The sequence below is a fragment of the Parerythrobacter aurantius genome (genome assembly GCF_045291475.1).
Classification (GTDB): Bacteria; Pseudomonadota; Alphaproteobacteria; order Sphingomonadales; family Sphingomonadaceae; genus Parerythrobacter; species Parerythrobacter aurantius.
In genome coordinates, this window is record NZ_CP147985.1 from 1,169,098 (window position 1) to 1,194,847 (window position 25,750).

Here is a 25,750-nt window from a genome sequence, read left to right on the forward strand (position 1 = left end):
ACGGGTGATGCGCCTGCTTGCCCGCTGCCTCGCCGCTTTCACTGCACTGGCCTTTGCCGCGCAGCCGGTCATGGCACAGTCGATTCTCCGCGACGCGGAGACCGAGGCGGTCCTGCAGGAGATGTCGGCCCCGCTGGTGCAGGCGGCCGGGCTGCAGCCTGGCAATGTGGACGTGGTGCTGGTCAACGACCAGTCGATCAACGCCTTCGTGGCGGGTGGGCAGGTGGTTTACCTCAATGCCGGCCTGATCAACGCCGCGGACACGGCCAACGAGGTGCAGGGCGTGATTGCCCACGAGCTCGGCCACATTACCGGCGGCCATGTCATTCGTAGCGCCGACAGCTATCGCGCGGCCACCAACATCACCATCCTCTCGCTGTTGCTCGGGGTCGCCGCCATGGCAGCGGGCGCCGGTGATGCCGGCATGGCCGCACTGATGGCCGGGCAGCAGGCGGCACTGGGGAAGTTCCTTTCCTTCAGCCGCGCGCAGGAAAGTTCCGCCGACGCCGCCGGTGCGGACTATCTGTCGAAGGCGGGCATTTCCGGGCGTGGTTCGCTCGATTTCTTCGGCAAGCTGCTTAACCAGGAATTCCGCTACGGCCGCAGCCAGGCCGACGAGGCGCAATACTACCGCACGCATCCGCTTTCGGGGGACCGCATCACGCGGCTGCGCGAAGTCTACGAGATCGATCCGGCGTGGGACAAGCCCGGCGACGCACAGCTTCAGGCCCGGTTCGAGCGGATCAAGGCGAAGCTGTACGGCTATCTTGCCGAACCGGCCTTCGTGCTTCGTGCCTATCCGCGCTCCCGCCAGGATATCCCGGCGCGGTACGCCCGGGCCTACGCCTACCATCGCGATGCGCAGGTGGAGCGCGCCCTCGAAGAAGTCGACGCACTGCTCGCCGCAGCCCCGGACGATCCCTACTTCCTCGAGCTCAAGGGCCAGGTGCTGCTGGAATCGGGGCGGGCGCAAGAGGCGATACCGGCCCTGCGGCAGGCGACGCAGGCGACGGGCAACCATCCGCTGATAGCCACTCTGTTCGGCCACGCGCTGATCGCGACGGAGGACCAGGCCAATTACGCCGAGGCGGAAAAGGTGCTGCGCGCCGCCGTCGCGCGCGATCGCTGGATGCCGTTCGCCTGGTACCAGCTGGGCGTGGTCTACGCAGCGCGCGGCGACATGGCTCGGGCGCGGCTGGCGACTGCCGAGCAGCAGGTCATGCAGCGCCAGTGGCTGCTCGCCCTCGGCAGCGCGCAGGTGGCCGAAGCCGGGCTGCCCGAAGGTTCGCCCGACTGGCTGCGGGCGCAGGACATCCGGCTGCAGGCGCAGGCCGAGCTTGAAGCCGAGCGCGAGCGGCGCTAGCCCTGTCGGCCATGCAGCGCCATGTCCTGACCATAGTCCTCGCCCTTGCCGCCGGTTTCGCCGGTGCTGCGGCCTTCAGCTTCACCGGCCTCGGCGACCGGCAGGTCGAACGCTACCTCCTCGCCAACCCGGAAATCCTGCCCAAGGTCGCAGCCGAGCTGCAGAGCCGCCAGGCGCAGGAGAAGCTCGCCCGTGCGGGACAGGATCTCTATACTCCGTTCAAGGGGGCCGTGCTCGGCAACCCTGAGGGCAAGCATACGCTGGTCAAGTTCACCGATTACAACTGCGGCTATTGCCGCGCCAGCGCGGGCGAGGTGCAGAAACTGATCGCCGCCGATCCGGAGCTCAAGGTGATCATCCGGGAATGGCCGATCTTCGACGGCAGCGAAGTGGTCGCAAGCCTCGCGCTCGCCGCCACCCGCCAGGGCAAGTACGGGGCCTTCCACCAGGCGCTGTTCGAAGGCGGCGACACGACCGAAGCCGGCATTGCCGCGGCTGCGCGCAAGGCAGGCCTCGATTTCGAACGATTGAAGGCCGACGCGGCCGATCCGCAGATTGCCTATGAGCTCGGGCGCAATACCCAGTTCGCCGAGGAGCTCGGCTTCAGCGGCACCCCGAGCTGGATTGCCGGCGGCAAGGCCATGGAAGGCGCCCTGCCGGCCGAAACGCTGGCTGAAGCGATCGCTGCGGGCGGAAGCGGGGGCGCCGGGAAATGACGTCCCGCCGGCGCGCGGTCCTCACCGCCGCCTTTTCTCTGCCTTTTGCGGCCTTTGCCCTGCCCGCCACCGCGGGCCCGGCAAGCCTACCCGAAGGGTTTGCCGAGCTACGGGCCAAGGATGCCCGCGTGGCGCGGATCGGATACGCCCTTGCAACCGGCAATGCCGCATTCTGCGATACGCTGGCGCCTGCGACCGGGCTGTTGCTGCACGATCTTGCCGCCTACGGGAATCGCGACGAATTGCGCGCACAGCTGGGGCTTGGCGGGGATATCGGGGTGCAGTCGATCGTGCCGGGCTCGCCTGCGGCAAAGGCCGGCATCGCGCCGGACCAGACGATCGAAGCGGTCTCCGCAACGCAAGTTGCAGCGATTCCCAACGAGGACCGACGGCGCTGGGCGCGGCTGGTCACGATCAACGAAATAATGGAGCAGTCCCTGCGCGACAGTGGCCAGATCGCGTTGCAAATTGCCGGGCGCGGGTCCGTCACCCTCAAGGGCGTATCTGCCTGTGCTACGCGCTGGGAAGTCGGCGAGCTGGGCCAGCGCGCCGTTGCCGACGGCACCCGGGTGGTGATCGGCGAAAAATTCCCCGGCTTCGGCTGGGAAGATGAACTGCTGGCGGCGGTCATGGCGCATGAACTGGCGCACAATGTGCTGCGGCATCGCGCCTGGCTCGACGCGCGCGGCCGCAAGCAGAAGGATATCCGCCTGACCGAGCGCGAAGCCGACCGGCTGGCACCGTGGCTCCTGGCCAACGCGGGATACGAACCGGCCGCAGCCCTGCGCTTCATGAACACCTGGGGCCCCGATTACAGCGGCGGCATCCTGCGCAAACGCACCCATGACGGGTGGGACGAGCGAGCCGACGCCATGGCGGCGGAAATTCCGCTGGTCGAAGCGCAGCTCGCAGCCGCAGGCCGCGCCGACTGGCGCGCTCATTTCAGGCGCGAGATCGCGCCCGAGGGCTAGGGTTCAGGCCGTTTGTTCGACGGCCTTGGCATACATGGAATTGATCGGCCGCTCGAACACCCGGCGCACCATCGGCTCGAAGAATTCCAGCGGCTCCGACCGGTAGTCCGGATCGAAGGCGGCCTGGTCGTACTTCTCGCAGAATTCAGCGCAGGCGGCGTAGTGGGGGTGGTCCTCGAACCGGTCGCGGATGTTGCGATCCATGCCGAGGTGGTGGAAATAGTAATATCCCTGGAACGCGCCGTGGTTCTGGCAGATCCAGTGGAGTTCTTCCGACACGAAAGGCTTAATGATCGAAGCGGCCACTTCGGGGTGGTTGTAGCTGCCGAGCGTGTCGCCGATGTCGTGCAGCAGGGCCATCACCACATAGGGCTCGTCCCGCCCATCGCGCCAGGCGCGGGTCGCGGTCTGCAGCGAATGCTCGAGCCGGTCGACCGGGAATCCGCCGAAATCGCCATCGAGCAATCGAAGATGGTCGAGCACGCGGTCGGCCAGCCCCTTCGAGAATTCGCGATATTCATGACCGATGATGGCCCAGTCCTCGGCCGTACCCTGCTTCATCTCGCGGAACCTTGCCCGCTCCTGCGCGCTTTCCTGCCCGGGGTGATGTGGTGCGTTCATGGCGTTCTCTCCTGCAGTCACCGTATCAGCTCAGTCCCCGATCATGCAAAAAATCTGACGCAATCGAGCAAATTCGCTAAGACCCGCACCATGGCTGTCCTGCCTTTCCGCCCCACGCCGTTTTTCGAAAACAAGAACCGGGCGTTCTGGAACCTGCAATTCGCGGGCTGGACCGGCGCGGTGGTGCTGCGTTCGATCCAGGGCATCTCCAACGGGCAGAGCGCATCCTACATCATCCTCATGCTGATCGTCGGGGTCACCGGCTTTTCCATCAGCACGCTGCTGTCGCTGGTGTATCGCCGCGTCATCAACCGGTCGCCGCTGGTGACATGGGGTGTGACCGCCGTGGCGCTGGCAGTGGCGGTGGCGGCCTTCGCGCTGGTCGAGGCGTGGGTGGTCGGCCTTTACTTCTCCGACCGCGAGACCACGCTCACCCAGCTGGTGCTGATCTACCTGTTCTTCGATTTCTCGCTGCTGGGTGCCTGGACCGGCCTCTACTACGCCATCAACTTCTTCCTGCAGGTGGAGGAACAGAACGACCGCCTCCTCCGGCTCGAGGCGCAGGCGACGAGCGCCCAGTTGGCGATGCTGCGTTACCAGCTCAACCCGCATTTCCTGTTCAATACGCTCAATTCGATCAGCACGCTGGTGCTCCTGAAACAGACCGAGCCGGCCAACGCCATGCTGACACGGCTGTCCGGTTTCCTTCGCCATACGCTCATCAGCGAACCAGGCGGCAAGGTCACGGTCGCCCAGGAAGTCGAAACGCTGAAGCTCTATCTCGACATCGAACGGATGCGGTTCGAGGAGCGGCTGCGCACGGAATTCGACATTGCGCCGGCCGCCGCCAGCGCCGTCCTGCCGTCGCTCTTGCTGCAACCGCTGGTCGAGAACGCGATCAAATATGCCGTCTCGCCGCAGGAAGAAGGCGCGCGCATCACCCTTTCGGCGCAGCTTGTCGGACCGAGGCTTCGCATCACCGTGTCGGACACCGGACCGGGATTGCAAAGGCCCGAAACGCGCGCCAGCCTGCCGCTCGCGCTGGCCGGCAAACCCGTATCTACCGGAGTGGGCCTTGCCAATATCCGCGACAGGCTTGCGCAGGCCTATGGAGATGACCACCTGTTCGAAATACGCACTCCCGATGACGGCGGCTTCACCGTCGTGATCGAAATCCCCCATGAGTCCGCGAAAGAGGCGCCACTTGCCGGGCCTGCATCCCCCGCCGCCCCTGCCCCCGCCTCCAACGTGGAATCGCTCGACGCGCATCGCGCTACCGGAAGCTGACCAATGACCATTCGCACCATCCTCGTCGATGACGAGAAACTCGCTATCCAGGGCCTCGAACTGCGGCTCGCTCCGTTCGAGGACGTGGAAATCATCGGCACCTGCTCCAACGGGCGCGAGGCCATTCGCAAGATCAAGACCGAGAAGCCCGACCTCGTCTTCCTCGACATCCAGATGCCCGGCTTCGACGGCTTCAGCGTCGTCAAGGGCGTGATGGAAATCGACCCGCCGCTGTTCGTGTTCGTCACCGCCTACCAGGAACATGCGATCCGTGCTTTCGAGGCCAATGCGCTGCATTACCTGATGAAGCCGGTCGACGAGGCGGCGCTGGCCGACACCATCGAACGGGTCCGGCAGCGGCTGGCGGAAAAGCGCAGCGCCGAAGAGGCCGGCAAGCTGATGAACGTGCTGACCGAGGTAGCCCCCGAAGTGGCGGAAGAGCTGGCGGACAGTTCCGAAGAGAGCGGCGAGCGCTTCGAAAAACTCATCAACGTCAAGGATCGCGGCCAGATCTTCCGGGTCGAAGTCGACACGATCGAGCGGATCGAGGCCGCGGGTGATTACATGTGCATCTATACCGCCGAGAACTCGCTGATCCTGCGCGAGACGATGAAAGACCTCGAACGACGGCTGGACCCGCGCGTGTTCCAGCGCGTGCATCGCAGTTGGATCGTCAACCTCGACCTGGTCCGGCAGGTCAAGCCGCACACCAATGGCGAATGCTTCCTGGTGCTGGAAAGCGGTCAGGAGGTGAAGGTTTCCCGCAGCTACCGCGACGTGGTCGCGCGCTTCGTGCACTGAGCCGCGCGCGCCGGGACCGTTCGGTCGTCAGGCCGGGCGGAACACCGTTTTCAGGTTCATAAACTCGTGCAGGCCGAGTTCGGATAGTTCGCGCCCATGGCCGGACCGCTTGATCCCGCCGAAAGGAGCGCGCGGGTCGGACGCGAGCATCCGGTTGATCGCCGTCATGCCCGCTTCGATGTCGCGGACGAACAGCCGCTGTTCTTCCGGATCCTCGGTCCAGACCGATGATCCGAGGCCAAAAGGAATGGCGTTTGCGATCGCTATGGCGTGGCCTGCATCCTCCGCGCGGTAAAGCTGGGCGATGGGCCCGAAGATCTCGTCCTGGGCGGTCTTGCTGCCGGGCTGCACGCCGGTCAGTACCCCTGCCGTGATGTAGGCGCCGGGGCCATCCGGTCGGTTTGCCCCGAACTCGAGCGTCGCACCGTCGCGCTCGGCCTGCGCCAGCTGTTCCACCACGGTTTCGAGCTGTGTCATGCTCGACAGCGGGCCCATGTCGCTCGCCTCGTCGAACGGATCTCCGGCAACCACCGCCTCCATCGCAGCAAAGAAGCGGTCCCTGAAATCGTCATAAATCTCCGCGTGGACGATCAACCGCTTGCCGCAGATGCACGATTGGCCAGTGTTCTGGATCCGGGCCTGCACCGCCTGTTCCACTGCCTTGTCCAGATCGGCCGAGGGCATCACGATGAAGGGGTCCGACCCGCCGAGCTCGAGCACGACTTTCTTGAGATGCTTGCCGGCGGAAGCAGCCACCGCCGCGCCCGCGCCTTCGCTGCCTGTGAGGGTCGCAGCCACGACACGGTGGTCGGCAAGGATGCCGTCGACCGCGCCTGATCCGATCGCAAGGTTCTGGAACAGCCCTCGAGGCGCACCGGCCAGTTCCATCATATCCTCGATCAGCGCAGCGCTGCCCTGCACGATGCTGGCATGCTTCAGCAGGCCGGTATTGCCAGCCATGATCGCCGGGCCGAGGAAGCGCGCGACCTGCCAGTAGGGAAAGTTCCACGGCATGATCGCCAGCACGGTACCCTGCGGCAACCAGTGGCCTTCCGCAGTGCCGTCGTCGCCAAGGTCCCAGTGCAAGGGTTCGAGCATGGCCGGCCCGGCCTTGGCAAGGTGGCGGAACAACTGGGCGCACTTCGCCACTTCCGCCTTCGCACTGCCGATGGTCTTGCCCATCTCCAGCGTCGCCTGGCGCGCCAGCGCATCGGCATTGGCGTCATAGGCATCGGCCAGCCGGTCCAGCACCGCACACCGATCTTCGAGCGGGGAAAGCCGCCAGTCGGCAAAGGCCTTGGCCGACAGCGCCAGCTTCGCCTCGATCTCCTGATCCGAAAGCTCGGCATACTGGGCGAGGGTTTCGCCGGTGGCGGGATTGGTCGTGGTTATCATGGGGGCCTTCATGCGGGATTGATCTTTCGTGATGAACCCGCCGCGCGCGCCTGTTGTTCCTGCCCCTTGAGAGCGAAGGCAAAATCGCGCAGGACCGCAGCCATGAGAGAATTCAACCTGCCCGGCTTCGACCTCGCCCGTTTCGTCCGCGACACTCTGGCCGAGGACCTGGGAGAAGGGCTGCCGGATGGCGGGCGCGACGTCACCTCGGAAAGCGTCATTCCCGCCGATGCCCTCTTTGCCGGGGTGATGGACAGCCGCGATGCGATTGTCGTCGCCGGTTTGCCCATCGCGGCCGCCTTCTTTCGCGCGCTCGAACCGGCGATGGAGATCGACATCCTCGCCGAGGAAGGCGCCGAGGTTCCCGCCGGGACCGACCTGATGCGCCTGTCGGGCAATGCCCGCGCGATGCTGACGGCAGAGCGCAGCGCGCTCAATACCGTGCAACACCTCAGCGGCATCGCCACCATGGCGCGCGAATATGTGACGGCAATGGACAATCCCGCCTGCACCCTGCTCGACACCCGCAAGACCATCCCCGGCCTGCGCCTCCTGGAAAAATACGCGACCCGCATGGGCGGCGCGGCCAATCACCGCATGGGGCTGTGGGATGCGGCGATGATCAAGGACAACCACGTCCTCGTCGCCGGGTCGGTCGGCGAAGCCGTGCGCCGTGCAGTCGAGGCAGGGGTCGAGGAGATCATCTGCGAGGTCGACCGGCTCGACCAGATCGAACCGGCCCTTGCGGCAGGCGCGACCCGGCTGCTGCTCGACAACATGGAGCCGGACGAGCTGCGCGAAGCCGTGGGCATCGTCGCAGGGCGTGTGCCGACCGAGGCCAGCGGCGGGATCAACCTCCGGACCATCAAGGCCAAGGCGGCCACCGGGGTGGATTACATCTCGGTCGGCCGGCTTACCCAAAGTGCCCCTGCCGCCGATATCGGGCTGGATTTCACGCCGCTGTGAGGATTGTCCTCGCATTTCTCACGGCCATGTTCTTCGCGGTCCCGGCGAAGGCACAATCCTACCAGTGCCGCGTGCCCCAGAAGCTGTCGATCCCCGAAACCAAGCAGGATGGCCCAACCCGCCGGCTGCCCGTCACGGGCTATACCTTCGCCATGAGCTGGTCGCCCGAGTTCTGCCGCACGCGGCAGTCCTCGCCGCAGCACCGCGAGCAGTGCTCCGGCCGTAGCGGGCGCTTCGGCATGATCGTGCACGGTCTGTGGCCCGAGGGGCGCAGCAGCTGGCCGCAATACTGCCCCGTCGCGCGGCGGGTGAGCGTGCCGGAGGCGAAGAGGAACCTGTGCATGATGCCCTCGGCCCGGCTGATGGCGCATCAGTGGCGCAAGCACGGCGCCTGCATGACAAGCCGCCCGGAGACCTATTTCAAGGTCACTCGCATGGTCTGGAGCAGTATCCGCCATCCCGACTACGACCGGATGAGCCGCGAGGAAAACCTCACTGCAGGCCGCATTCGCGCCGCCTTCCAGCTCGCCAACCCTGACTGGGAGCCTGATCGCGTCGGGGTGAAGCTCAATTCGCGTGGCTGGCTGGAGGAAGTCCGGCTCTGCTACGGCAAGGACTGGCTCCCGGCGCGCTGCAAGAAGGGCCAGCTTGGTGCGGGCGACAATGTGAGAGCAAGGATCTGGCGGGGGCTCTAGCGGCGGCTTGCGAAAAATCCGCGCAACAGGCCCGCCGCATCCTCCGCCCCCATGCCTGAATAGACCTCCGGCGCGTGCAGACATTGCTCCTGCTCGAACACCCTCGCGCCGTGCTCGACAGCGCCGCCCTTCGGGTCGGTGGCAGCGTAATAGAGGCGGGCGATGCGCGCGTGGCTGATGGCGCCGGCGCACATGGCGCAAGGCTCCAGCGTCACCCACAGGTCGCATTCGTCGAGCCGTTCCTGACCCAGCGCCCTGGCCGCCGCGCGAATCGCGGCAATCTCGGCATGGGCGGTGGGATCGTTATCGGTGCGCGGCGAGTTGTGCGCCATGGCGATGACCTCGTCGCCCTTGACGATCACTGCACCGATCGGCACTTCGCCCGCGGCCTCCGCCTGCCGCGCCTGCTCCAGCGCCAGGCGCATGGGTTCGGGGAGCGGCCAGCGGGTCATGCCGCTGCGCTAGGCCAGCATGCGGTGCCGGTCCAGTCGGTTGTTGACGATTCGCCCCTCCGCCGCTATGCGCGCGCCTTTCCCGGCATCGACCGACAATTTTTTGAGAAGAGACGAACCATGTCGCGCATCTGCGAACTGACCGGCAAGGGCCGCCAGACGGGCCACAATGTGAGCCACGCCAACAACAAGACCAAGCGCGTGTTCCTGCCCAACCTGCAGAACGTCACGCTGCTGAGCGAGAAGCTCGACCGCGGTTTCAAGTTCCGCGTCTCGACCCATGGCCTGCGCTCGGTCGAGCACAATGGCGGGCTCGACAACTGGCTGCTCAAGACCAAGGACGAGAAGCTTTCGGCCAATGCGCTGAAGGTGAAGCGCGAGATCAAGAAAGCGCTGAAGACGGCGGACGCCGCCTAAGCCATTTGGCCGGACTATGCGAAAGGGCGCGCGGGGCAACCTGCGCGCCCTTTGCTGTGTCTAGCGCGGGATGCGGCCGTCCCATTGCAGGCGCAGCAGCAGGGTGCGCTGGAGCTCCGCCCCGTTGTCGTCGGAAATCAGGCTGATCGTGACCGGATAGCGACGGCCGGGATCGACCGCGAGGCCTTCGAAATTGTCGGTCGGAAAGGGGGCCGCAAACCTCGCCAGTTCGCGCGCCTGCCACGCTTTCCCGGCTCTTATCTCCTGCGGATCGGCGACCAGCAGCGCGGCCTCGAACACCGGCCAGTCCAGGACCAGCCGGCGCGCCAGCAACAGCACCCGCCCATCGGGCAGCAAGGTCATGTCGGTCGGGCGGAACCGGTCCGCCAGTTGCAGTCCGAACGCCGCGGGCTTGCCGCCCCGCACCGGATCGCCGTTCCACAGCAAGGCGGGATGGGTGGCGGAGAACCAGCCCTGGCGGCCCTCGCGGACAACGATGAAGCGGCCGTCCGCGAGCCGAATCATCGCCTCGGGCCCGCTATTGCCGCCCCAGTCCGCCATCGCCTGCGGCCTGACCCGCACCGGACCATCCAGCCCCGGCTCGCGCCGCTCGATCATGTTGATTGCCTCGAAGGCCAGCCAGACCTGTCCCCCGGCAGGATCGGCGGTCATCGATTCGATATCGAGCGAATATTTGTCCGGGTCGTAATGCGGGTCAGCCAGCGGGAACAGGCGCAAGTCCTCCGGCCCGTCGCGCCCGATGCGGAAAGTCATCCCCGCGCCTCGATCGCTGGCGGCCAGCATGGTCCCCCCACGCCGTGCGACCAGCGCCGAATACCCGCCGAAATGACTGTTCCGGCTCTGCAAGGTCCATGCGCCCGTGACCCGGAAGGGTCCGACGGTCGGCGGCAAGCCCTCCATCGGACGCACCACGACCGGCGCATCGAGGACCTTGGCCGGCTCGGGACTGCGCACACAGGTACCGAGCGCGAGCACGAGGGCCACGGGAAACAGCAGCAAGCGACGGCGGTTCATGCGGTCGGGAAACTCAATCCATCGGGCCGGTGAACAGCAGCGGGTCGAGCCGCGCATCGCGCCACTTCATGCTCCAGTGCAGATGCGGCCCGGTCGCCCGCCCGGTCGCGCCGATATTGCCGATATGCTGGCCCTGCCGCACCCGCTCCCCTTCGCGCACGACGATGTCCGAACAGTGCAGGAACGCGCTGTTGAGCCCGTTGCCATGATCGATGATCAGCAGGTAGCCTTCAAGCGAGAATGGGGTGGTCGCGGCCAGGGTGACCACGCCGTCGGCGGGGGCGACGAAAGGCGTGCCGCTGGCCCCGGTGGCGATATCGAGGCCGGAATGGTACGCGGCAGGCTCCCCGCGATAGATACGCTGGGAGCCGAACCGGCCCGAAATGCGCCCCTTGACGGGCCAGATGAAACGCTGGGCCCAGCCCCCGCTGTCGGATCCGGCCGCGCGCGCCGCTTCGATTCGCGCTAGTTCGGGCTGGCGGCGGGCAAGGAAGCTCTCGCTCGCACCTCCCGGCTTGCGCGCCACGTCCACATGCTCGATCTGCCAGTTGCGCCGTGCCACGGCGAGCGGCACCGTCAGCAGGCTACCGTCGGCAAGGGTCGCGACAAGATTGGTCGACGGTGCCGAGTCACGGTCGAATGCGGCGAAGAAGCGGCCTTGGGGATCGAGGGTCAGGGGATAATTGCCCATCCGGAGACGAACCGTGCGTGGCGGCGCCTTGCCCCTGATCCAGCCGCCCTGTTCCAGCGCACCCTCGTAGGCGAAGGATGCCGCGGGGGCTTCGGCGGCTGTAGCGGCAGAGTTCGCGCCGGCAAAGGCCGTTGCGGCAAGAACGGCGGTCCCCAGCACGGCCGTGAGGATGCCGCGAACGACCGGCATTACCCCTGCCCGGTCAGGCGGCGGGTCGCGATTTCTGCCGAGGCGTAGGCTTCCTGGTGCTCGACGCTCCAGTAGCGCAGGTCCTCGAGCGGGATTTCCGCCTCGGTGACGGCGCACAGGACGAAGCGGCCGGTGCGCAGCACGCGGAAACCGTTGGGGCCATATTCGAGGCGGGCAGGCTGGGTGCGGGATGACATCAACATAGGCAGCACTCTAGCAGGCGCCGATTAACCGAACAAATCTTCCTGCGCGCCTGGCGAGGGCCGGGGAGTAGATTTGCGCACCGGCTTCGGCGGCGGCCCGCCGACCGGGACGACGGCCAAGGCGCCATCGGCAAATTCGACCGACAGTTGCGGCTCCTTGCCCGCCGCAGCCTTGCTCCGCACCAACGCGCCCGACGCATCATGCACCAGTGCGTAGCCGCGCTGCAGCGGGGCCTTGGGGTCGAGCGAGGCGTGCACGCGCCCCAGCGCGGCGAGCCGCTCCGAGGCTTGCCGGAGGCGCTGCTCGACCAGCGACGGAGCGAGCCGGACCTGTGCCAGCGCCCGGCTCCCGTCGCGCAGCCCCCGTTCCAGCATCTGCGGCGACAGGCGTTGCTTCGCCAGCGCCTCGCGGCCCGCACCCGCCCTGGCACTCAGGCCCTGACGCAGCCTTTCGGCCTGCTCGTCGAGCTTCTGGGCCTGGGGTTGCAGCAGCGCCTCGATCTTCGGCAGGCGTTCGGCCCGGGCGGCCAGCCGCTCGCGGCCCAGCGACAGCGGGCGGAGCACACCGCGTTGCTGCCGGGCGGCGAAATCGCTCAGCGTCGCAGCCAGTTCGCCCCGCACCGGCACCGCCATTTCAGCGGCTGCGGTGGGCGTCGGGGCGCGGCGGTCGGCGGCATAATCGGCAAGCGTGGTATCGGTCTCATGCCCGACCGCGCTGATCACCGGGATCGGCGATTCGGCGATGGCACGGACGACGACTTCCTCGTTGAAGCTCCACAAATCCTCGATCGACCCGCCCCCGCGGGCTACGATCAGCAGGTCAGGGCGCGGGACAGGCCCGCCTGGGGGAATCGCGCCGAAGCCGCGCACCGCCTGCGCCACCTGCTCTGCCGCGCCATGCCCCTGCACAAGCACCGGCCACACCAGAACGTGGCTGGGAAAGCGGTCGGCCAGCCGGTGCAGGATGTCGCGAATCACTGCACCGGTCGGCGATGTCACAACGCCGATCACCCTAGGCAGGAACGGCAGCGCCCGCTTGCGGCTCTGGGCGAACAGCCCCTCTGCCTCGAGCCGCTGGCGGGTCTTCTCGAGCAGCGCCAGCAAGGCCCCCTCGCCCGCCAGTTCGAGGCTTTCGATCACGATCTGGTATTTCGAACGCCCGGGAAAGGTGGTGAGCTTGCCGGTGGCGACGACTTCCAGCCCGTCCTCCGGCACGAAGGCGAGGCGGCCCGTGGTGCCCTTCCACATCACGCCGTCGAGCACGGCCTTGTCGTCCTTGAGCGCGCAGTACAGGTGTCCGCTCGCCGCACGTTTCACTCCCGACAACTCGCCGCGCAGCCGGACGTAACCGAAGCGATCCTCGACCGTGCGCTTGAGCAGGGCGGACAGGGCGCTGACAGTGAGCGGCTCGGCGTTGTCGCCTGCCCGTTCCCGCGCTACCAGCCCGCCAGCACTGTCGTATTCGTCATCTTCGTAGGGGCTTGGCATGAACATCCTTCTGATCGGCGCAGGCGGGCGCGAACATGCGCTGGCCTGGAAGCTGGCGCAATCCCCGAGCGTCGCGAAACTCTACGCCGCCCCCGGCAATCCCGGCATTGCCGAGGAGGCCGAACTGGTCGCGCTCGATGTGGCGGACCATGCGGCGGTGATCGCCTTCTGCCGGGACAAGGCCATCGGCCTCGTCGTCGTCGGACCAGAGGCGCCGCTGGTCGACGGGCTCGGAGATGCACTGCGCGGCGCGGGCTTCGCCGTGTTCGGGCCGGACAAGGCTCCGGCGCAGCTCGAAGGGAGCAAGGGCTTCACCAAGGACCTGTGCGAGCGGGCCGGGATCCCGACCGCAGGCTATGTCCGCACCGCTTCGCTGGAACAGGCGACCGAAGCACTGGGCCGCTTCACCGCGCCCTATGTCCTCAAGGCCGACGGGCTTGCAGCGGGCAAGGGCGTGGTTATCGCCGAAACCCGCGAAGAGGCCGAAGCGGCGCTGGCCGACATGTTCGCCGGAAAGATCCAAAGCCAGTTCGGAGACGCCGGCGCTGAAGTGGTGATCGAGGAATTCATGGCGGGCGAGGAGGCAAGCTTCTTCGCGCTGACCGACGGCACGACTGTCATCCCCTTCGGTACGGCACAGGATCACAAGCGCGTCGGTGACGGAGACATCGGCCCCAACACCGGCGGCATGGGCGCCTATTCCCCCGCCCCGGTGCTGACCGAAGCCTTGCAGGATCAGGTGATGCGCGAGATCGTCGAACCGACTGTCGCCACCCTGCGCGCCGAGGGCATGCCCTATGTCGGGGTGCTTTATGCCGGGCTGATGCTGACCGACGCCGGCCCCAAGCTGATCGAGTACAACGCCCGCTTCGGCGATCCCGAATGCCAGGTGCTGATGATGCGGCTGGACGGGGATCTCGCCGCGCTGCTGCTGGCCTGCGCCGAGGGGCGGCTGACCGAGTTCGGCGAGGCGAAGATGGTCCCCGAAACCGCTCTGACCGTGGTGATGGCCGCCAGGGGCTATCCCGGCACGCCGGAGAAGGGCGGTTCGATCGATCTCGGCTCGGCCGAAGCGAGTGGCGCGAAGATCTTCCACGCCGGCACCGCCACAAAGGACGGCCAGCTCGTCGCCAGCGGCGGCCGCGTGCTCAACGTCACCGCCATGGCCCCGAGCGTCACCGAGGCGCAGCGCAAAGCCTACGCGGCGGTGGATGCGATCGATTTCCCGAGCGGTTTCTGCCGCCGCGACATCGGCTGGCGCGAGGTGGAGCGGGAACGAAGTTAATTTGCTGTCAGATGCGACAATGTATCTGAGGGCAATTCGGTCTTGGTCGACCTTTTCCGATCAACTGACAGGGAGAAGCCTCCAGAATCACGATACTCGTACCGAGGCATTTTCGGATCGAACACAACTCGCGGTTTTGGCGAATTGCTTTGAGCCTTTTTAGCCATGGTTATCCTCCTGCGGATTCAATCGTGTATCAAAATAGTGCTTTCTGCGCACCCATTTGAAGCCCTCGTGCTTCGTCACGACGCATATATCAGTGTCTCCCCCAACGGTGTCGGCACCCGGCAAAAAACGAACATATCCCTTGGTTGTTTCGACAAGGTAATCAGCCAATGCAATTGCATCCTGAACAGGCATCGCTGGTGAGATCAGGGGAGCGTACGTGGACGACTCAATATGAGCCAGAACTGAATCAAGGTTTTCTTCCTTAAGCCCGATATCCAACAGAGCTTGGGGTAGAAATTGGCTGTAGCCGTTTACCAGCCGATTGATCGCTTCTGGCTGGCCATCATACAGGATGTCAAACTCGCCTTCAGAGGCAAGGCATTCGGGCTCCTCACAGTTCCCACTAACAATTTTAATTCGCCAAATCTCACCATGAGTCTGGCCTGAACCATTACCAGCTATCCAGAATTGGAACTCGTGAGGATTGCTGGGTTTTGGATCAAGTAATTGATAATGCTCATCAAAAAAGAAACGCCGAGACTTTTGCGCAACCTCTTCAATAGTGTAGTTTTGTGGATCGACTTGCCACTCAGAGTCAGTGGAACAGAATAGCTCTCGAAGATCCTTCGCGAGCGTGCTGATTGATATAGGTCCAATGTTGCCCATTCCGCATGTCATTGCGGCTATCGGCAAACCCTTGCGCAGATTGAACACCTTATTCCCATGCGCATAGACATTTGCAATCAATGGCCGGCCGTCATTAGTCGCTCCGTCAATCAAAGACGAAGCGCTGTCGGCAGCGAACACGATGCAATCGTGAACCTTGACGGCAACACAAACTGTCATAGGGCAGACCTCACACAAGCCCTTGAATCATAACAGATTGCTCGTGTCAAACACCAGTTGTAAAGCCTTGATTTGAATCCCTTTTGCGGCGAGGCTCTACCCGAGCTTCTCCGCCATCAGCGCCTGCATGTCGGCTTCGGGACGCGGGCCGTAGTGGCTGATGACTTCGGCGGCGGCAATTGCACCGCGCTTGAGGCAGCTTTGCAGGTCAGCGCCGCGGGCATAGCCCGACAGGAAACCGGCGGCGAACTGGTCACCGGCCCCGGTGGTATCGACCACTTTTGCGACAGGCTCGGCAGCGACTTCGGCGCGCTCGCCATGGGCGATGGCAATGGCGCCCTTCTCGCTGCGGGTGGCGATGAGGACCGGCACCTTGCCCGCGACGGCGGCAACGCCGGCTTCGAAGTCGCTCTCACCCGTCAGCGTCGCCAATTCGTGTTCGTTGACGAACAGGATATCGATTACCCCGTCTTCGATCATGGCGCGGAAATCGTCGCCGTGGCGGTCGATGACGAAGCTTTCGCTGGCGGTGAAAGCGATCTTTCGGCCGGCCGCACGCGCGACTTCGATGGCGCGGCGCATCGCCTTGCGCGGTTCTTCAGGATCCCAGAGATAGCCTTCGAGGTAGAGGATCGCGCCGCTGGCGATCAGCTGCTCGTCGAGCGCGGCAGCGGGAAGATATTGTCCCGCGCCGAGGAAGGTGTTCATGGTCCGCTCGCCATCGGGCGTCACGAAGATCAGCACCCGGCCGGTCGCAGGTTCGCCTTGCCGCGCCGGCGTGTCGAAATCGATCCCTGTCGCCCGCATGTCGTGGCGGAACACCTGCCCCAACTGGTCGTCGGCAACCTGCCCGATGAAAGCGCATTGCAGGCCCAAGGTCGAGGCGCCCGCCAGCGTGTTGGCCGCCGAGCCGCCGGAAACCTCGCGCGCCGGGGGCATCGCGGCATAGAGTTCGGCCGCCCGCGCCTCGTCGATCAGCGTCATGCCGCCGCGGTTGAGTTCGAGTTCGACGATCAGCTCCTCGCTGCAGGAGGCGATGACATCGACGACCGCGTTGCCGATGGCGATGAGGTCGTAGCGAGGTTCGGTCATGGGAAATCCGTAATGGGGGGTTGGGAGAGAAAGGTTCCGGCGCGCCTAGCGGCTTGCCGTGCACAGGCCAAGCCCAATTGCCCGCTGCGCTTCTCCGGCGATTGACTTGGGCGCGATGGGGACCCAATCCTGCGCGCCGATGATGAGCCTGCCGACCGCATTCGCCCGCGCCGCCGGGCAATTGGGCGACCCCGCGATCCTGCGGGTTCTGGCGAAGAGCATCGCGGTGACGCTGGCGATCTTTGCGGTGTTCGGCGCGGGTCTGTGGTTGCTGGTCGACAGGGCGGCGAACGCCTGGCTGCTCCCGCTGATGCCCGACGACTACGGGCCGAGCGTCACGGCCGCGGTCACCGCCGCGATCCTGCTGCTCAGCGGCTGGCTGCTGTTTCGCATTCTTGCCATCGCGGTCATCCAGTTCTTCGCCGACGAGATCGTCATGGCGGTGGAACGGCGGCATTATCCGGGCGCCCATGCGCTGGCCCGCGACCTCAGCTTCCGCGAAAGCTTGGGCGAGAGCCTCAAAGGGCTGCGGCGCGCGATCGGCTACAACCTCCTGGCCTTGCCGGTGGCGCTGGCGCTGCTGCTGACCGGGATCGGCACGGTAGCCGTGTTCTGGCTCGTCAATGCCGTGCTGCTCGGCCGCGAATTGCAGGACATGGCCTGGCTGCGCCACCGCACCGACCCGACCGAAGCGCCGCCGCTGCCCGCGACGACCCGCCTGCTGCTGGGCGGGGTGGTGGCCGCATTGTTCGCTGTGCCTTTCGCAAACCTCCTGGCTCCGGTAGTGGGGGCCGCTGCCGCCACCCATCTCGTCCATTCGCGCAGGGAGCGCACCTCCGATGCGTAAATCCGTTCTGCTCTGTTCCTGCCTGCTGCTCGCCGCTTGCGGCGGGAGCGGTACCCGCGTGGCCAGCACCGGCGCACCGTCTGCCGGCATGCCGCCGCAGCGGATGGGGACTATCGGGGTGCCCCCGACCCGCCCGGCGCCGCCGCAGGTCCAGCAGGGCAGCGACGCGCTGGCACCCAAGGTCATGCAGATACCCGGGCTCGAAGGCGTCATCGGTGCCAATGCGCGGGATTTGCAGCGTCAGTTCGGCACCGCACGGCTCGACGTTTACGAAGGCGATGCGCGCAAGCTGCAATTCATTGGCGAGGCCTGCGTCCTCGACGTGTATCTCTACCCGCTGAGCCGGGGGGCCGAGCCGACCGCGACCTATGTCGACGCCCGCCGTTCCAGCGACGCGCTGGATGTCGACCGCGCGGCCTGTGTGGCAGCGCTGAGAGGGCAGTAGGCCCTAAACCATAAAGCTTTCGCCGCAGCCGCAGGCGCCCTTGGCATTGGGATTTTCGAACACGAAGCCGGCGGTGAAATCGTCCTCGACCCAGTCCATCGTGCTACCGACGAGGTAGAGCACCGAGGCACCGTCGATGTAGAAGGTGCCGCCCGGCGTTTCGATCTTCTCGTCGAATTTCGCCTCTTCGCTGACGTGGTCGACCGAATAGGCGAGGCCGGAGCAGCCGCGCCGGGGGGTCGAGAGCTTGACGCCGATGGCATCGGCAGGCGCCTTGCCCATCAGCTCGGCAACACGAGCCTCGGCGCGATCCGTGAGTATGACGGCGGCCTTCCGGGCGGGGCGGGTCTTGGTCTCGGTCATCACAGCATCCCCAGCTCAAGCCGCGCTTCGTCGCTCATCAGGTTCGGGCCCCACGGCGGATCCCACACCAATACCACCTCGGCATCGCGAATGCCGGGGACGCTGGAGGCGCGCAGCTCGACTTCGCCGGGCATGGTCTCGGCCACCGGGCAATGCGGGGTAGTCAGCGTCATGGTGATGGTCGCATCGCCCTCTTCGTCGACCTCCACGCCGTAGATCAGCCCAAGGTCGTAGATATTGACCGGGATTTCCGGGTCGTAGATTTCCTTGAGCGCCGCAATCACCGCTTCGTTGAGCTCGCCGCCGGGCGCGCCGACGGGGATGTTATCGGGCTTTTTCTGCAGGAAACCCTCGAGATAGTCGCGCTTGCGCTCGAGCTTCTCGTGCGGCGTCTCTTCTACAACGTCCTCGACTTTCGCTCGCGGCGGCTTGGGCAGCGTCGCTGCCTCGTCCGCGCTCAGCACCTGCTCGCCGGGAGCCGGGGCGGCGACATAGTCCTTCTTCGCTTCGTCGTTCATCCGAAGATCCTCTGGGTCCTCTCGATCCCGCGCAGCAGTGCGGCGATATCGCTTTCGTCGCTGTAGAGCCCGAAGCTGGCCCGCGCGGTGGCGGGGACGCCCAGATGCTCCATCAGGGGCTGGGCGCAGTGATGGCCGGCCCTGATCGCGACATTTTCTTCATCCAATATGGTGCCGAGGTCGTGCGGATGCACCCCTTCCATCGCGAAGGAGAGGATGCCCGCACTCGATTCCGGGCCGAACAGGCGAATCGAGTTGATCTGCCCCAGCGCCTCGCGCGCCTGCCGGACCAAGGAGTTCTCGTGCTCGTACAGCCGCTCCATTCCCAGCGGCTCGACGTAGTCGATGGCGGCATGGAGCGCGATCGCCTCGGTTATCATCGGCGTCCCCGCCTCGAACCGCTGCGGCGGCGGGGCGTAAGTGGTCTTCTCGAAGGTCACCTTGTCGATCATCGAGCCGCCACCCTGGTATGGCGGCAGAGCATCGAGCAGTTCCTCGCGCGCCCACAGCACGCCGATCCCGGTCGGGCCGTAGAGCTTGTGGCCGGAGAAGACGAAGAAGTCGCAATCGAGCTCGGCCATGTCGAGCCGCATGCGCGGCGCGCTCTGGCAGCCGTCGAGCAGGAGCTTGGCCCCGACCGCATGGGCCGCCTTCGCCGCCCGCTTCACGCCAAGCACGGAACCGAGGACATTGGAGACGTGCGCCAGCGCCACAATCCTGTGCCGTTCGGTCAGGTTCGCCTCCAGCCAGTCGAGATCGATCCGGCCATCGTCGGTCAGCGGGCAGACGTCGATTTCAGCGCCGGTGCGCCCGGCCACCATCTGCCAGGGGACGATGTTCGAATGATGCTCGAGCTGGCTGAGCATGATGCGGTCGCCCGGCTTGAGGTTGGCCCCGCCCCAGCTGCTGGCGACAAGGTTGATCCCTTCGGTCGCCCCGCGCACGAACACGATCTCGGTCTCGGACTGTGCGCCGATGAACTGCGCCACCCGCCGCCGCGCCGCTTCATAGGCGAGCGTCATGTCGGCCGAGCGGGCATAGACCCCCCGGTGAACCGTGGCGTAATCCGGGCCCAGCGCGCGGGCCATGGCATCGATCACCGCCTGCGGCTTCTGCGCCGTCGCAGCGGTGTCGAGATAGTGCCACGGCTGCCCGTCGCGGGTCAGCAGGCCGGGAAAGTCGGCACGCCTCGAAAGGGTGGCGGTATCGCTCACACCGTTTCTCCCGGCGCATCCCCCAGCGCGTCGAGAGCGGCATCGAGCAGGCTCTGCTGTTCGGTCTCGTCGCCGATTGCGATCAGTGCGTCCGCGATGAAGGCCTGCACCAGCAACCGCTTGGCCACCTGCGGCGGGAGACCGCGTGCGGCCATGTAGAAACGGGCGCTCTCGTCGAGCTGGCCGACCGTCGCACCGTGGGCGCACTTCACGTCGTCGGCGAAAATCTCCAGCTGCGGCACGGCGTTGGCGCTCGCGCCCTTCTCCAGCAGCAGGCCCTTGAAGTCCTGCGCCGCGTCGGTGCGCTGCGCGTCGCGCGAGACCTTGATCTCACCGAGGAAATTGCCGGTGCCATGCCCCCAGTGGACGCTGCGGACGGTCTGGTTGGAGGTGGCCTCAGGCTCCGCATGGACAACCTGCGTCACGAACTCACGGACCGCTTCCCCGCCGCCAATGGTGACCCCGCCGAATTCGAAATGCGCACCCTTCGCGAGCGTCACTTCCACTTCCACCCGGCAGGAATCACTTCCCGCGATGACGGTGAACATCTCCGCCCGCGCGCCTTCGCCCAGCGTCAGCCGCACACGATGCAATTCCGGGCTGTCGCTACCGACCACCATGCAATGTGCCCCCGTTTCACCGGCTTCGAGAGTGATGTCCTTCCACTGCCCAAGCGCGTCTACGCCGAGCCGCTCCAGCGCAGCCATGTCGGCATAGCGCCAGGCCTCGTCACGACGGGAGGGGAGGACCGCCAATTCAGGCATCTGCCATCACCGCGTCATAGCCTTCGTTCTCCAGCCGCAGCGCCAGTTCAGGCCCGCCGGTCTGGATGATCCGGCCGCCGGCAAGCACCGACACACGGTCGGGCTTCACCACGTCGAGCAGGCGCTGGTAGTGGGTGATGAGCAGTACGCCTTTCTCGGGCGAGCGCATGATCGCATTGATCCCCTCGCCCACGATCCGCAGCGCATCGATGTCGAGGCCCGAATCGGTCTCGTCGAGCACCGCGAACTGCGGATCGAGGATGCCCATCTGGACCATCTCGGCACGCTTCTTTTCGCCGCCCGAGAAGCCGACGTTCACGTGCCGCTTGAGCATCTCCATGTCCATCTTGAGCAGCCCCGCCTTTTCCTTGGCGAGCTTGAGGAAATCGCCGCCCGACAGCGGCTCCTCACCGCGCGCCTTGCGCTGCGCGTTCAATGCTTCGCGCAGGAACTGGACGTTGGAGACACCCGGAATCTCGACCGGGTACTGGAAGCCAAGAAACATTCCCGCTGCGGCCCGCTCGTGCGGGTCCATCGCCAGTAGGTCATCGCCATTGAACGTCACGCTGCCACCAGTCACCTCGTAACCGGGCCGCCCGCCCAGCACATAGGCGAGCGTCGACTTGCCCGCGCCGTTGGGGCCCATGATGGCGTGCACTTCGCCCGCCGCGACTTCGAGCGTCAGGCCCTTGAGGATCGGCTTGGCGCTTTCGCCTTCGCCGACGGTGGCGTGGAGGTTCTCAATCTTCAGCATTTGTCGTGCCTGTTTCCTGCGTACCCGCCGCGGCGCAGCGGCCGCGTTCGAGCGAAATGAGTTCGTTGTAGCGGTTGAGCTGGTCGCGGTAGCGGGCCAGCGCCTGCTGGTCTTCCGCGGTCTGGTCGCTCTTGCCGGCCAGCGTTTCCACCCGCAGCGCTTCGGCCTGCATATAGCTGCTGCGCTGGTCGAGCAGGGTCTGCACCCCGGCAGCGCAACTGCCATCCAGCGAATAGCCGGACGAATTCGCGAGGCGCGTGCGCACGTTGAGGTCGAGGCTCTGGCCGCGCGCGATATGGATCCGCCGCGCCCGCTCGAAGATCAGCGCAACTTCGTCCGGCGGCGTAGCATCGGTCCCGCCGCTGGCGGCCAGCGCGGCATTGGCCTCGGCCTCCAGCACCGAGGCCCGCTTGGCGCAGCGCGCAATGTCCCTGGTGTATTGCGATTCGAACGTAACGTCGTCGCCGATCGAATAGGAACCGCCGCGCAGGCAGTTATAGTATTCGCCAACATAGGGCTCGATCCGCACGGGGTAATCGAGCGTCCAGCTGGTGGGATCGTCGGGGTAGATGGCGAGCACGCCGGTGCCGGCCTGCTGGGCGACCATGACGAAGGCAAGAGCGGTGGCGATCATGGGCGGGGGCCTTTCCTGTCGGGTGCACCCGCCTTGCGGGGCCGCGAATAATCCTGCTTGGGGTTTTCGGCGGCGTGCTTGCGCGCCGCGGTCTTCTTGTCGCCGAGGCGCATCCGCATGCCGGCGGTGATGCGGGCGAGCACGGCGTCCATGTTCTCGAGGATATCGTCGGCCTTGATCCGCATCACCCGGATGCCGACGGCCTCGAGGCTCTTGTCGCGCCTCTTGGCGACGGTTTCGTTCTGGCCCGGCTCGTCGATAATGATCGCCATGCCGAGGCTGTGGCAGTTGAAATCGACGATCGCGCTGCCGACCACGGCAAAGCGCTTAAAGGTATGGCGGCCGAGATCGGCCTTGGCGAACTTTGCCGCCAGCGCCTTGTGCGCAGGCGAGGCCTCCCGCCGCATCTGCCGCGCCATATCGTGCAGCGCATCGAGGCGGGACTCGGAGATCTCCCACCCGCGCCCGCGCTTCTTGATGGCGGGGGCGGCGTCGCCGGTTTCCGAGGGATCGGGGAGTTGGAGAGTTTTTCGGCTGGTCACCCCACACTCCCCTCAAGCGAAATCGCCAGCAGCTTCTGCGCTTCGACCGCGAACTCCATGGGCAGCTCTTTCAGCACGTCCTTGGCGAAGCCGTTGACGATCAGCGCCACCGCTTCTTCCTCCGGCAGGCCGCGCTGCATGGCGTAGAAGAGCTGGTCGTCGGAAATCTTGCTGGTCGTCGCCTCGTGTTCGATCTGGGCGCTGGGGTTTTTGACCTCGATGTAGGGCACGGTGTGCGCGCCGCATTTGTCGCCGAGCAGCAGGCTGTCGCACTGGGTGAAGTTGCGGACATTGTCGGCATTGGGCCCGACCCGCACTAGCCCGCGATAGGTGTTGTTCGACTTGCCCGCCGAAATACCCTTGGAGATGATCGTCGAACGGCTTCCCCGCCCGTTGTGGATCATCTTGGTGCCGGTATCGGCCTGCTGGTAATTGTTGGTCACCGCAACCGAGTAGAACTCGCCCACGCTGTCCTCGCCGTTCAGCACGCACGAGGGATATTTCCACGTCACCGCGCTGCCGGTCTCGACCTGGGTCCAGCTGATCTTTGACCGTGCGCCCTGGCACAGGCCGCGCTTGGTGACGAAATTGTAGATCCCGCCCACGCCCTCGGCATTGCCGGGATACCAGTTCTGCACGGTCGAATACTTGATCTCCGCATCTTCCATCGCGACCAGTTCGACCACGGCGGCGTGGAGCTGGTTCTCGTCGCGCATCGGCGCGGTGCAGCCTTCCAGGTAGCTGACGTAGCTGCCCTTCTCGGCGATGATCAGCGTGCGTTCGAATTGCCCGGTGTTCTCCGCATTGATGCGGAAATAGGTGCTGAGCTCCATCGGGCAGCGCACGCCTTCAGGCACGTAGACAAACGTGCCGTCTGAAAAGACCGCGCAATTGAGCGTGGCGAAGAAGTTGTCATGCTGCGGCACGACCTTCCCAAGCCACTTCTTTACGAGGTCCGGGTATTCCTTGATCGCCTCGCTGATCGAGAGGAAGATCACACCCGCGCGCTTCAATTCCTCGCGGAAGGTGGTGGCGACGCTGACACTGTCGAACACTGCATCGACCGCGACCTTGCGCGCGCCCTCGACCCCGGCGAGCACTTCCTGCTCCGCCACGGGAATGCCGAGCTTGTCGTAAACCGCCTTGATCTCGGGATCGAGCTCGTCGAGCGAGGCCAGTGTCGGCTTCTTCTTGGGCGCGGCGTAGTAGTAGGCATCCTGGTAGTCGATCGCCGGATAGCCGAGCTTGGCCCAGTCGGGTTCCGCCATCGTCTGCCACAGGCGAAAGGCCTTGAGCCGCCATTCGAGCATCCACTCGGGCTCGCCCTTCTTGGCGCTGATGAACCGGACGGTGTCTTCGCTGAGGCCCTTCTCGGCAAACTCGGTTTCGATGTCGGCCGACCAGCCGTGCTCGTACTCGGCAGCCTTGGCGGCGGCTTCCCTTGCCTCGGCGTCCATTTCAGGCTTGGCCTGGATGTCGATATCTTCGCTCATGCCACTTCTTCTATTCGTGCCAGCCGGGTCAGCGGAATCGCCGCCAGCGCGCCGCGCAGCGCCTCGTTCACCAGCGGCCAGTGCGGCTTGACGGTGCAATTGTGATCGACCGAACAGTCGGTGCCGTCGATGCAGGCCGTCAGCGCGATCGGGCCTTCGACCGCTTCGACGATATCGGCCACGGTAATCGCCGCCGCCGGGCGCGCCAGTTGCAGCCCGCCCCCTGCCCCGCGCACCGAGCGCAAGAGGCCAGCGGCGGTCAGCTTGCTGACGATCTTCTGCACGGTCGGCAGGGGCAGGCCGGTCTCGCCCGCCAGATCGGTCGCGGATACGCGTCCGCCCCCGCAATGGCGGGCGGCGTGGCTCATCGTGACGACAGCGTAATCGGCAAGGTTGGACAGGCGCATGATTTAATCGGACCAAATCGTTCCGATTAGGCAGCTAGGCGCGCAGCGGCGCCGATTCAACGCTATTCCGCTTGTTGCGAGTCGTTAGCAATCGGGCCGGCTCGGCACCGCGGTCACTCGGGCGCCTCGAAGCTGTCGCCGTCGGCATCGACAATGCGGAAATTTCGGGTGTCGAGCAGCTTGTTGAGAATCGGGTTTTCCCCTCCCCCGAGGCGCGACGGGGTCTTGCCGACGAAGATGCCGATCTCGCGGATCAGGTGGGACTGGTCGTAGAAATGCTCCTGGACCGCCGTTACCTGTTCTTCGCTGGTATCGGGCGACGTCAGGATCGCCGCGGCACGGACCGCGCGATACTTGCGCTTCAGCGCGCGCGGATTGAGGCCGAAGTACTTTTCCACCAGCCGCTGGGTCTGGCGGGTCGAATAGGTGCAGGCGGCATAGAGGTCGTCGAGATCGGGATCGAGCGAGGTGCCGAGCCAATGAACCACCTGTTCGACCAGTCGGGCATGGCGTTCGGTCACGCGCTTGATGTGCCGGACGATGAAGGCGCACAGTTCGGCAACCATCTCCTCCTGGCCGATCTCGCCCGCGACATATCGCTGGCGAAGCGATTCGAGCGGTGCATCGTCGCCGAGAAGGTCGGCGATGGAAAAAATCCGGTCGGCATGTTCGTCTGCCGGAAGGTTCGTGAGTGCAGCCCAGCCCAGCGGCGTCAGCGCAGCGCCGAGCGAATGGAACCCTTCGATGAACCGGAAAGGCACGGCCACACTGGTGGGCGACTGCAACGAAAAGGGCGGGACCGGGAAGTCCGGATTGTCGAGGATATCCGCCGCGCCGCGCCCCTTGAGGACGAGGAGGATTTTTCCCACGTCGGCCGGCTGGATGTCGTGGATCGCCGGTTCGTCGCAGCGGAAGTGGAACAGCGTCGTGACGTAACGGCGCAAGTCGGCGGGGGGATCGAAATAGTCGATGGCAACGCGGCCCTCGCCGAGCGGGATACCCCCGCCCTGCTGCCCAGCCGGGCCCGTGCCGTCGATGCCGACCGTGCCGTCCATACTGCGACCTGATTATCCCTGTTCTGTCCGGTA

At 65.7% G+C, this 25,750-nt stretch carries 30 protein-coding genes; 11 read left to right on the forward strand and 19 right to left on the reverse strand.

Annotated elements, in window-relative coordinates; translation table 11 throughout:
• Positions 1-7: 7 nt before the first annotated feature.
• The 3 genes from WAB17_RS05745 to WAB17_RS05755 are packed head-to-tail and all read left to right on the forward strand — an operon-like array spanning position 8 to position 3,050.
• A complete protein-coding gene (locus WAB17_RS05745; protein ID WP_435419055.1) occupies positions 8-1,363 on the forward strand; it encodes a M48 family metalloprotease in 1,356 nt (451 codons plus the stop codon).
• An 11-nt stretch (positions 1,364-1,374) separates the two neighbouring features.
• On the forward strand, positions 1,375-2,079 hold the full coding sequence (locus WAB17_RS05750) for a DsbA family protein (RefSeq protein WP_435419056.1): 705 nt from the start codon (positions 1,375-1,377) through the stop codon (positions 2,077-2,079).
• A complete protein-coding gene (locus tag WAB17_RS05755) occupies positions 2,076-3,050 on the forward strand; it encodes a hypothetical protein (protein ID WP_435419057.1) in 975 nt (324 codons plus the stop codon). Before WAB17_RS05750 ends, WAB17_RS05755 begins: the two co-directional genes overlap by 4 nt.
• 3 nt (positions 3,051-3,053) lie before the next feature.
• On the opposite strand, the gene WAB17_RS05760 is transcribed toward WAB17_RS05755, so the two are convergent.
• Positions 3,054-3,671 (reverse strand): HD domain-containing protein, encoded by a 618-nt coding sequence (locus WAB17_RS05760; RefSeq protein WP_435419058.1) that lies wholly within the window; start codon positions 3,669-3,671, stop codon positions 3,054-3,056.
• 90 nt (positions 3,672-3,761) lie between these two features.
• Between WAB17_RS05760 and WAB17_RS05765 the strand changes: the two genes are divergently transcribed.
• Positions 3,762-4,958: a sensor histidine kinase gene (locus WAB17_RS05765; RefSeq protein WP_435419059.1), complete on the forward strand. Its 1,197-nt coding sequence runs from the start codon at positions 3,762-3,764 to the stop codon at positions 4,956-4,958.
• Between the two features lie 3 nt (positions 4,959-4,961).
• Positions 4,962-5,759, forward strand: a complete 798-nt coding sequence (locus WAB17_RS05770) for a LytR/AlgR family response regulator transcription factor (protein ID WP_435419060.1) — start codon at positions 4,962-4,964, stop codon at positions 5,757-5,759.
• Between the two features lie 27 nt (positions 5,760-5,786).
• Here WAB17_RS05770 and WAB17_RS05775 read toward each other — a convergent pair whose 3' ends face one another.
• A complete protein-coding gene (locus WAB17_RS05775) occupies positions 5,787-7,154 on the reverse strand; it encodes an aldehyde dehydrogenase family protein (protein WP_435419341.1) in 1,368 nt (455 codons plus the stop codon).
• A gap of 102 nt (positions 7,155-7,256) precedes the next feature.
• Between WAB17_RS05775 and nadC the strand changes: the two genes are divergently transcribed.
• Together nadC and WAB17_RS05785 are read left to right on the forward strand one after the other, a co-directional pair.
• Positions 7,257-8,120: a carboxylating nicotinate-nucleotide diphosphorylase gene (gene nadC, locus WAB17_RS05780; protein WP_435419061.1), complete on the forward strand. Its 864-nt coding sequence runs from the start codon at positions 7,257-7,259 to the stop codon at positions 8,118-8,120.
• 26 nt (positions 8,121-8,146) lie between these two features.
• Positions 8,147-8,815 carry a ribonuclease T2 family protein gene (locus tag WAB17_RS05785; RefSeq protein WP_435419062.1) on the forward strand — a complete coding sequence of 223 codons (669 nt, stop codon included), beginning with the start codon at positions 8,147-8,149 and terminating at the stop codon, positions 8,813-8,815.
• Here WAB17_RS05785 and WAB17_RS05790 read toward each other — a convergent pair.
• Positions 8,812-9,267, reverse strand: a complete 456-nt coding sequence (locus tag WAB17_RS05790) for a nucleoside deaminase (protein ID WP_435419063.1) — start codon at positions 9,265-9,267, stop codon at positions 8,812-8,814. The two genes, WAB17_RS05785 and WAB17_RS05790, sit on opposite strands and share 4 nt — an antisense overlap.
• 120 nt (positions 9,268-9,387) lie before the next feature.
• On the opposite strand from WAB17_RS05790, the gene rpmB reads away from it, so the two are divergent.
• Positions 9,388-9,684: a 50S ribosomal protein L28 gene (rpmB, locus tag WAB17_RS05795; RefSeq protein ID WP_435419064.1), complete on the forward strand. Its 297-nt coding sequence runs from the start codon at positions 9,388-9,390 to the stop codon at positions 9,682-9,684.
• Positions 9,685-9,744: 60 nt separating this feature from the next.
• Here the strand turns inward: rpmB and WAB17_RS05800 are convergent, their stop codons facing one another.
• The 4 genes from WAB17_RS05800 to xseA are packed head-to-tail and all read right to left on the reverse strand — an operon-like array spanning position 9,745 to position 13,290.
• Complete coding sequence (locus WAB17_RS05800) at positions 9,745-10,719, reverse strand: esterase-like activity of phytase family protein (protein WP_435419065.1); 975 nt, start codon at positions 10,717-10,719, stop codon at positions 9,745-9,747.
• Between the two features lie 13 nt (positions 10,720-10,732).
• Positions 10,733-11,599, reverse strand: a complete 867-nt coding sequence (locus WAB17_RS05805; RefSeq protein ID WP_435419066.1) for a M23 family metallopeptidase — start codon at positions 11,597-11,599, stop codon at positions 10,733-10,735.
• Positions 11,599-11,802 carry a DUF2093 domain-containing protein gene (locus WAB17_RS05810; protein ID WP_435419067.1) on the reverse strand — a complete coding sequence of 68 codons (204 nt, stop codon included), beginning with the start codon at positions 11,800-11,802 and terminating at the stop codon, positions 11,599-11,601. Before WAB17_RS05810 ends, WAB17_RS05805 begins: the two co-directional genes overlap by 1 nt.
• 24 nt (positions 11,803-11,826) lie before the next feature.
• The gene (gene xseA, locus WAB17_RS05815; protein ID WP_435419068.1) at positions 11,827-13,290 is read right to left on the reverse strand and encodes an exodeoxyribonuclease VII large subunit; all 1,464 of its coding nucleotides are present in this window, start codon (positions 13,288-13,290) and stop codon (positions 11,827-11,829) included.
• On the opposite strand from xseA, the gene purD reads away from it, so the two are divergent.
• Complete coding sequence (gene purD, locus WAB17_RS05820) at positions 13,289-14,575, forward strand: phosphoribosylamine--glycine ligase (protein ID WP_435419069.1); 1,287 nt, start codon at positions 13,289-13,291, stop codon at positions 14,573-14,575. The two genes, xseA and purD, sit on opposite strands and share 2 nt — an antisense overlap.
• Positions 14,576-14,734: 159 nt before the next feature.
• On the opposite strand, the gene WAB17_RS05825 is transcribed toward purD, so the two are convergent.
• Together WAB17_RS05825 and WAB17_RS05830 are read right to left on the reverse strand one after the other, a co-directional pair.
• Positions 14,735-15,550 carry a hypothetical protein gene (locus tag WAB17_RS05825; RefSeq protein ID WP_435419070.1) on the reverse strand — a complete coding sequence of 272 codons (816 nt, stop codon included), beginning with the start codon at positions 15,548-15,550 and terminating at the stop codon, positions 14,735-14,737.
• Between the two features lie 135 nt (positions 15,551-15,685).
• Complete coding sequence (locus WAB17_RS05830; RefSeq protein ID WP_435419071.1) at positions 15,686-16,681, reverse strand: adenosine kinase; 996 nt, start codon at positions 16,679-16,681, stop codon at positions 15,686-15,688.
• A gap of 139 nt (positions 16,682-16,820) precedes the next feature.
• Here WAB17_RS05830 and WAB17_RS05835 point away from each other — a divergent pair, with 139 nt between their 5' ends.
• Positions 16,821-17,528 (forward strand): EI24 domain-containing protein, encoded by a 708-nt coding sequence (locus WAB17_RS05835; RefSeq protein WP_435419072.1) that lies wholly within the window; start codon positions 16,821-16,823, stop codon positions 17,526-17,528.
• Positions 17,521-17,973 (forward strand): hypothetical protein, encoded by a 453-nt coding sequence (locus tag WAB17_RS05840; protein ID WP_435419073.1) that lies wholly within the window; start codon positions 17,521-17,523, stop codon positions 17,971-17,973. Before WAB17_RS05835 ends, WAB17_RS05840 begins: the two co-directional genes overlap by 8 nt.
• Positions 17,974-17,976: 3 nt before the next feature.
• Here the strand turns inward: WAB17_RS05840 and WAB17_RS05845 are convergent, their stop codons facing one another.
• The 10 genes from WAB17_RS05845 to WAB17_RS05890 all read right to left on the reverse strand — a co-directional run bounded on the left by WAB17_RS05845 (position 17,977) and on the right by WAB17_RS05890 (position 25,717).
• On the reverse strand, positions 17,977-18,336 hold the full coding sequence (locus WAB17_RS05845) for a HesB/IscA family protein (RefSeq protein ID WP_435419074.1): 360 nt from the start codon (positions 18,334-18,336) through the stop codon (positions 17,977-17,979).
• Entirely contained in the window at positions 18,336-18,854 is a 519-nt protein-coding gene (locus WAB17_RS05850) for an SUF system Fe-S cluster assembly protein (protein WP_435419075.1), read from the reverse strand. The genes WAB17_RS05845 and WAB17_RS05850 overlap by 1 nt, the downstream gene beginning before the upstream one ends.
• Positions 18,851-20,068 (reverse strand): aminotransferase class V-fold PLP-dependent enzyme, encoded by a 1,218-nt coding sequence (locus WAB17_RS05855; RefSeq protein WP_435419076.1) that lies wholly within the window; start codon positions 20,066-20,068, stop codon positions 18,851-18,853. Before WAB17_RS05855 ends, WAB17_RS05850 begins: the two co-directional genes overlap by 4 nt.
• Positions 20,065-20,832, reverse strand: a complete 768-nt coding sequence (locus WAB17_RS05860) for a SufD family Fe-S cluster assembly protein (protein WP_435419077.1) — start codon at positions 20,830-20,832, stop codon at positions 20,065-20,067. Before WAB17_RS05860 ends, WAB17_RS05855 begins: the two co-directional genes overlap by 4 nt.
• The gene (gene sufC, locus WAB17_RS05865) at positions 20,825-21,586 is read right to left on the reverse strand and encodes a Fe-S cluster assembly ATPase SufC (protein ID WP_435419078.1); all 762 of its coding nucleotides are present in this window, start codon (positions 21,584-21,586) and stop codon (positions 20,825-20,827) included. The genes WAB17_RS05860 and sufC overlap by 8 nt, the downstream gene beginning before the upstream one ends.
• The gene (locus WAB17_RS05870) at positions 21,573-22,220 is read right to left on the reverse strand and encodes a hypothetical protein (RefSeq protein WP_435419079.1); all 648 of its coding nucleotides are present in this window, start codon (positions 22,218-22,220) and stop codon (positions 21,573-21,575) included. Before WAB17_RS05870 ends, sufC begins: the two co-directional genes overlap by 14 nt.
• Positions 22,217-22,762 carry a DUF559 domain-containing protein gene (locus WAB17_RS05875; protein ID WP_435419080.1) on the reverse strand — a complete coding sequence of 182 codons (546 nt, stop codon included), beginning with the start codon at positions 22,760-22,762 and terminating at the stop codon, positions 22,217-22,219. The genes WAB17_RS05870 and WAB17_RS05875 overlap by 4 nt, the downstream gene beginning before the upstream one ends.
• Entirely contained in the window at positions 22,759-24,255 is a 1,497-nt protein-coding gene (gene sufB, locus WAB17_RS05880) for a Fe-S cluster assembly protein SufB (protein WP_435419081.1), read from the reverse strand. The genes WAB17_RS05875 and sufB overlap by 4 nt, the downstream gene beginning before the upstream one ends.
• Positions 24,252-24,662, reverse strand: coding sequence for an SUF system Fe-S cluster assembly regulator (locus WAB17_RS05885; RefSeq protein ID WP_435419082.1), 411 nt, complete (start codon positions 24,660-24,662; stop codon positions 24,252-24,254). The genes sufB and WAB17_RS05885 overlap by 4 nt, the downstream gene beginning before the upstream one ends.
• 113 nt (positions 24,663-24,775) lie before the next feature.
• Positions 24,776-25,717, reverse strand: a complete 942-nt coding sequence (locus WAB17_RS05890; RefSeq protein ID WP_435419083.1) for a helix-turn-helix domain-containing protein — start codon at positions 25,715-25,717, stop codon at positions 24,776-24,778.
• Between the last annotated feature and the right edge of the window lie 33 nt (positions 25,718-25,750).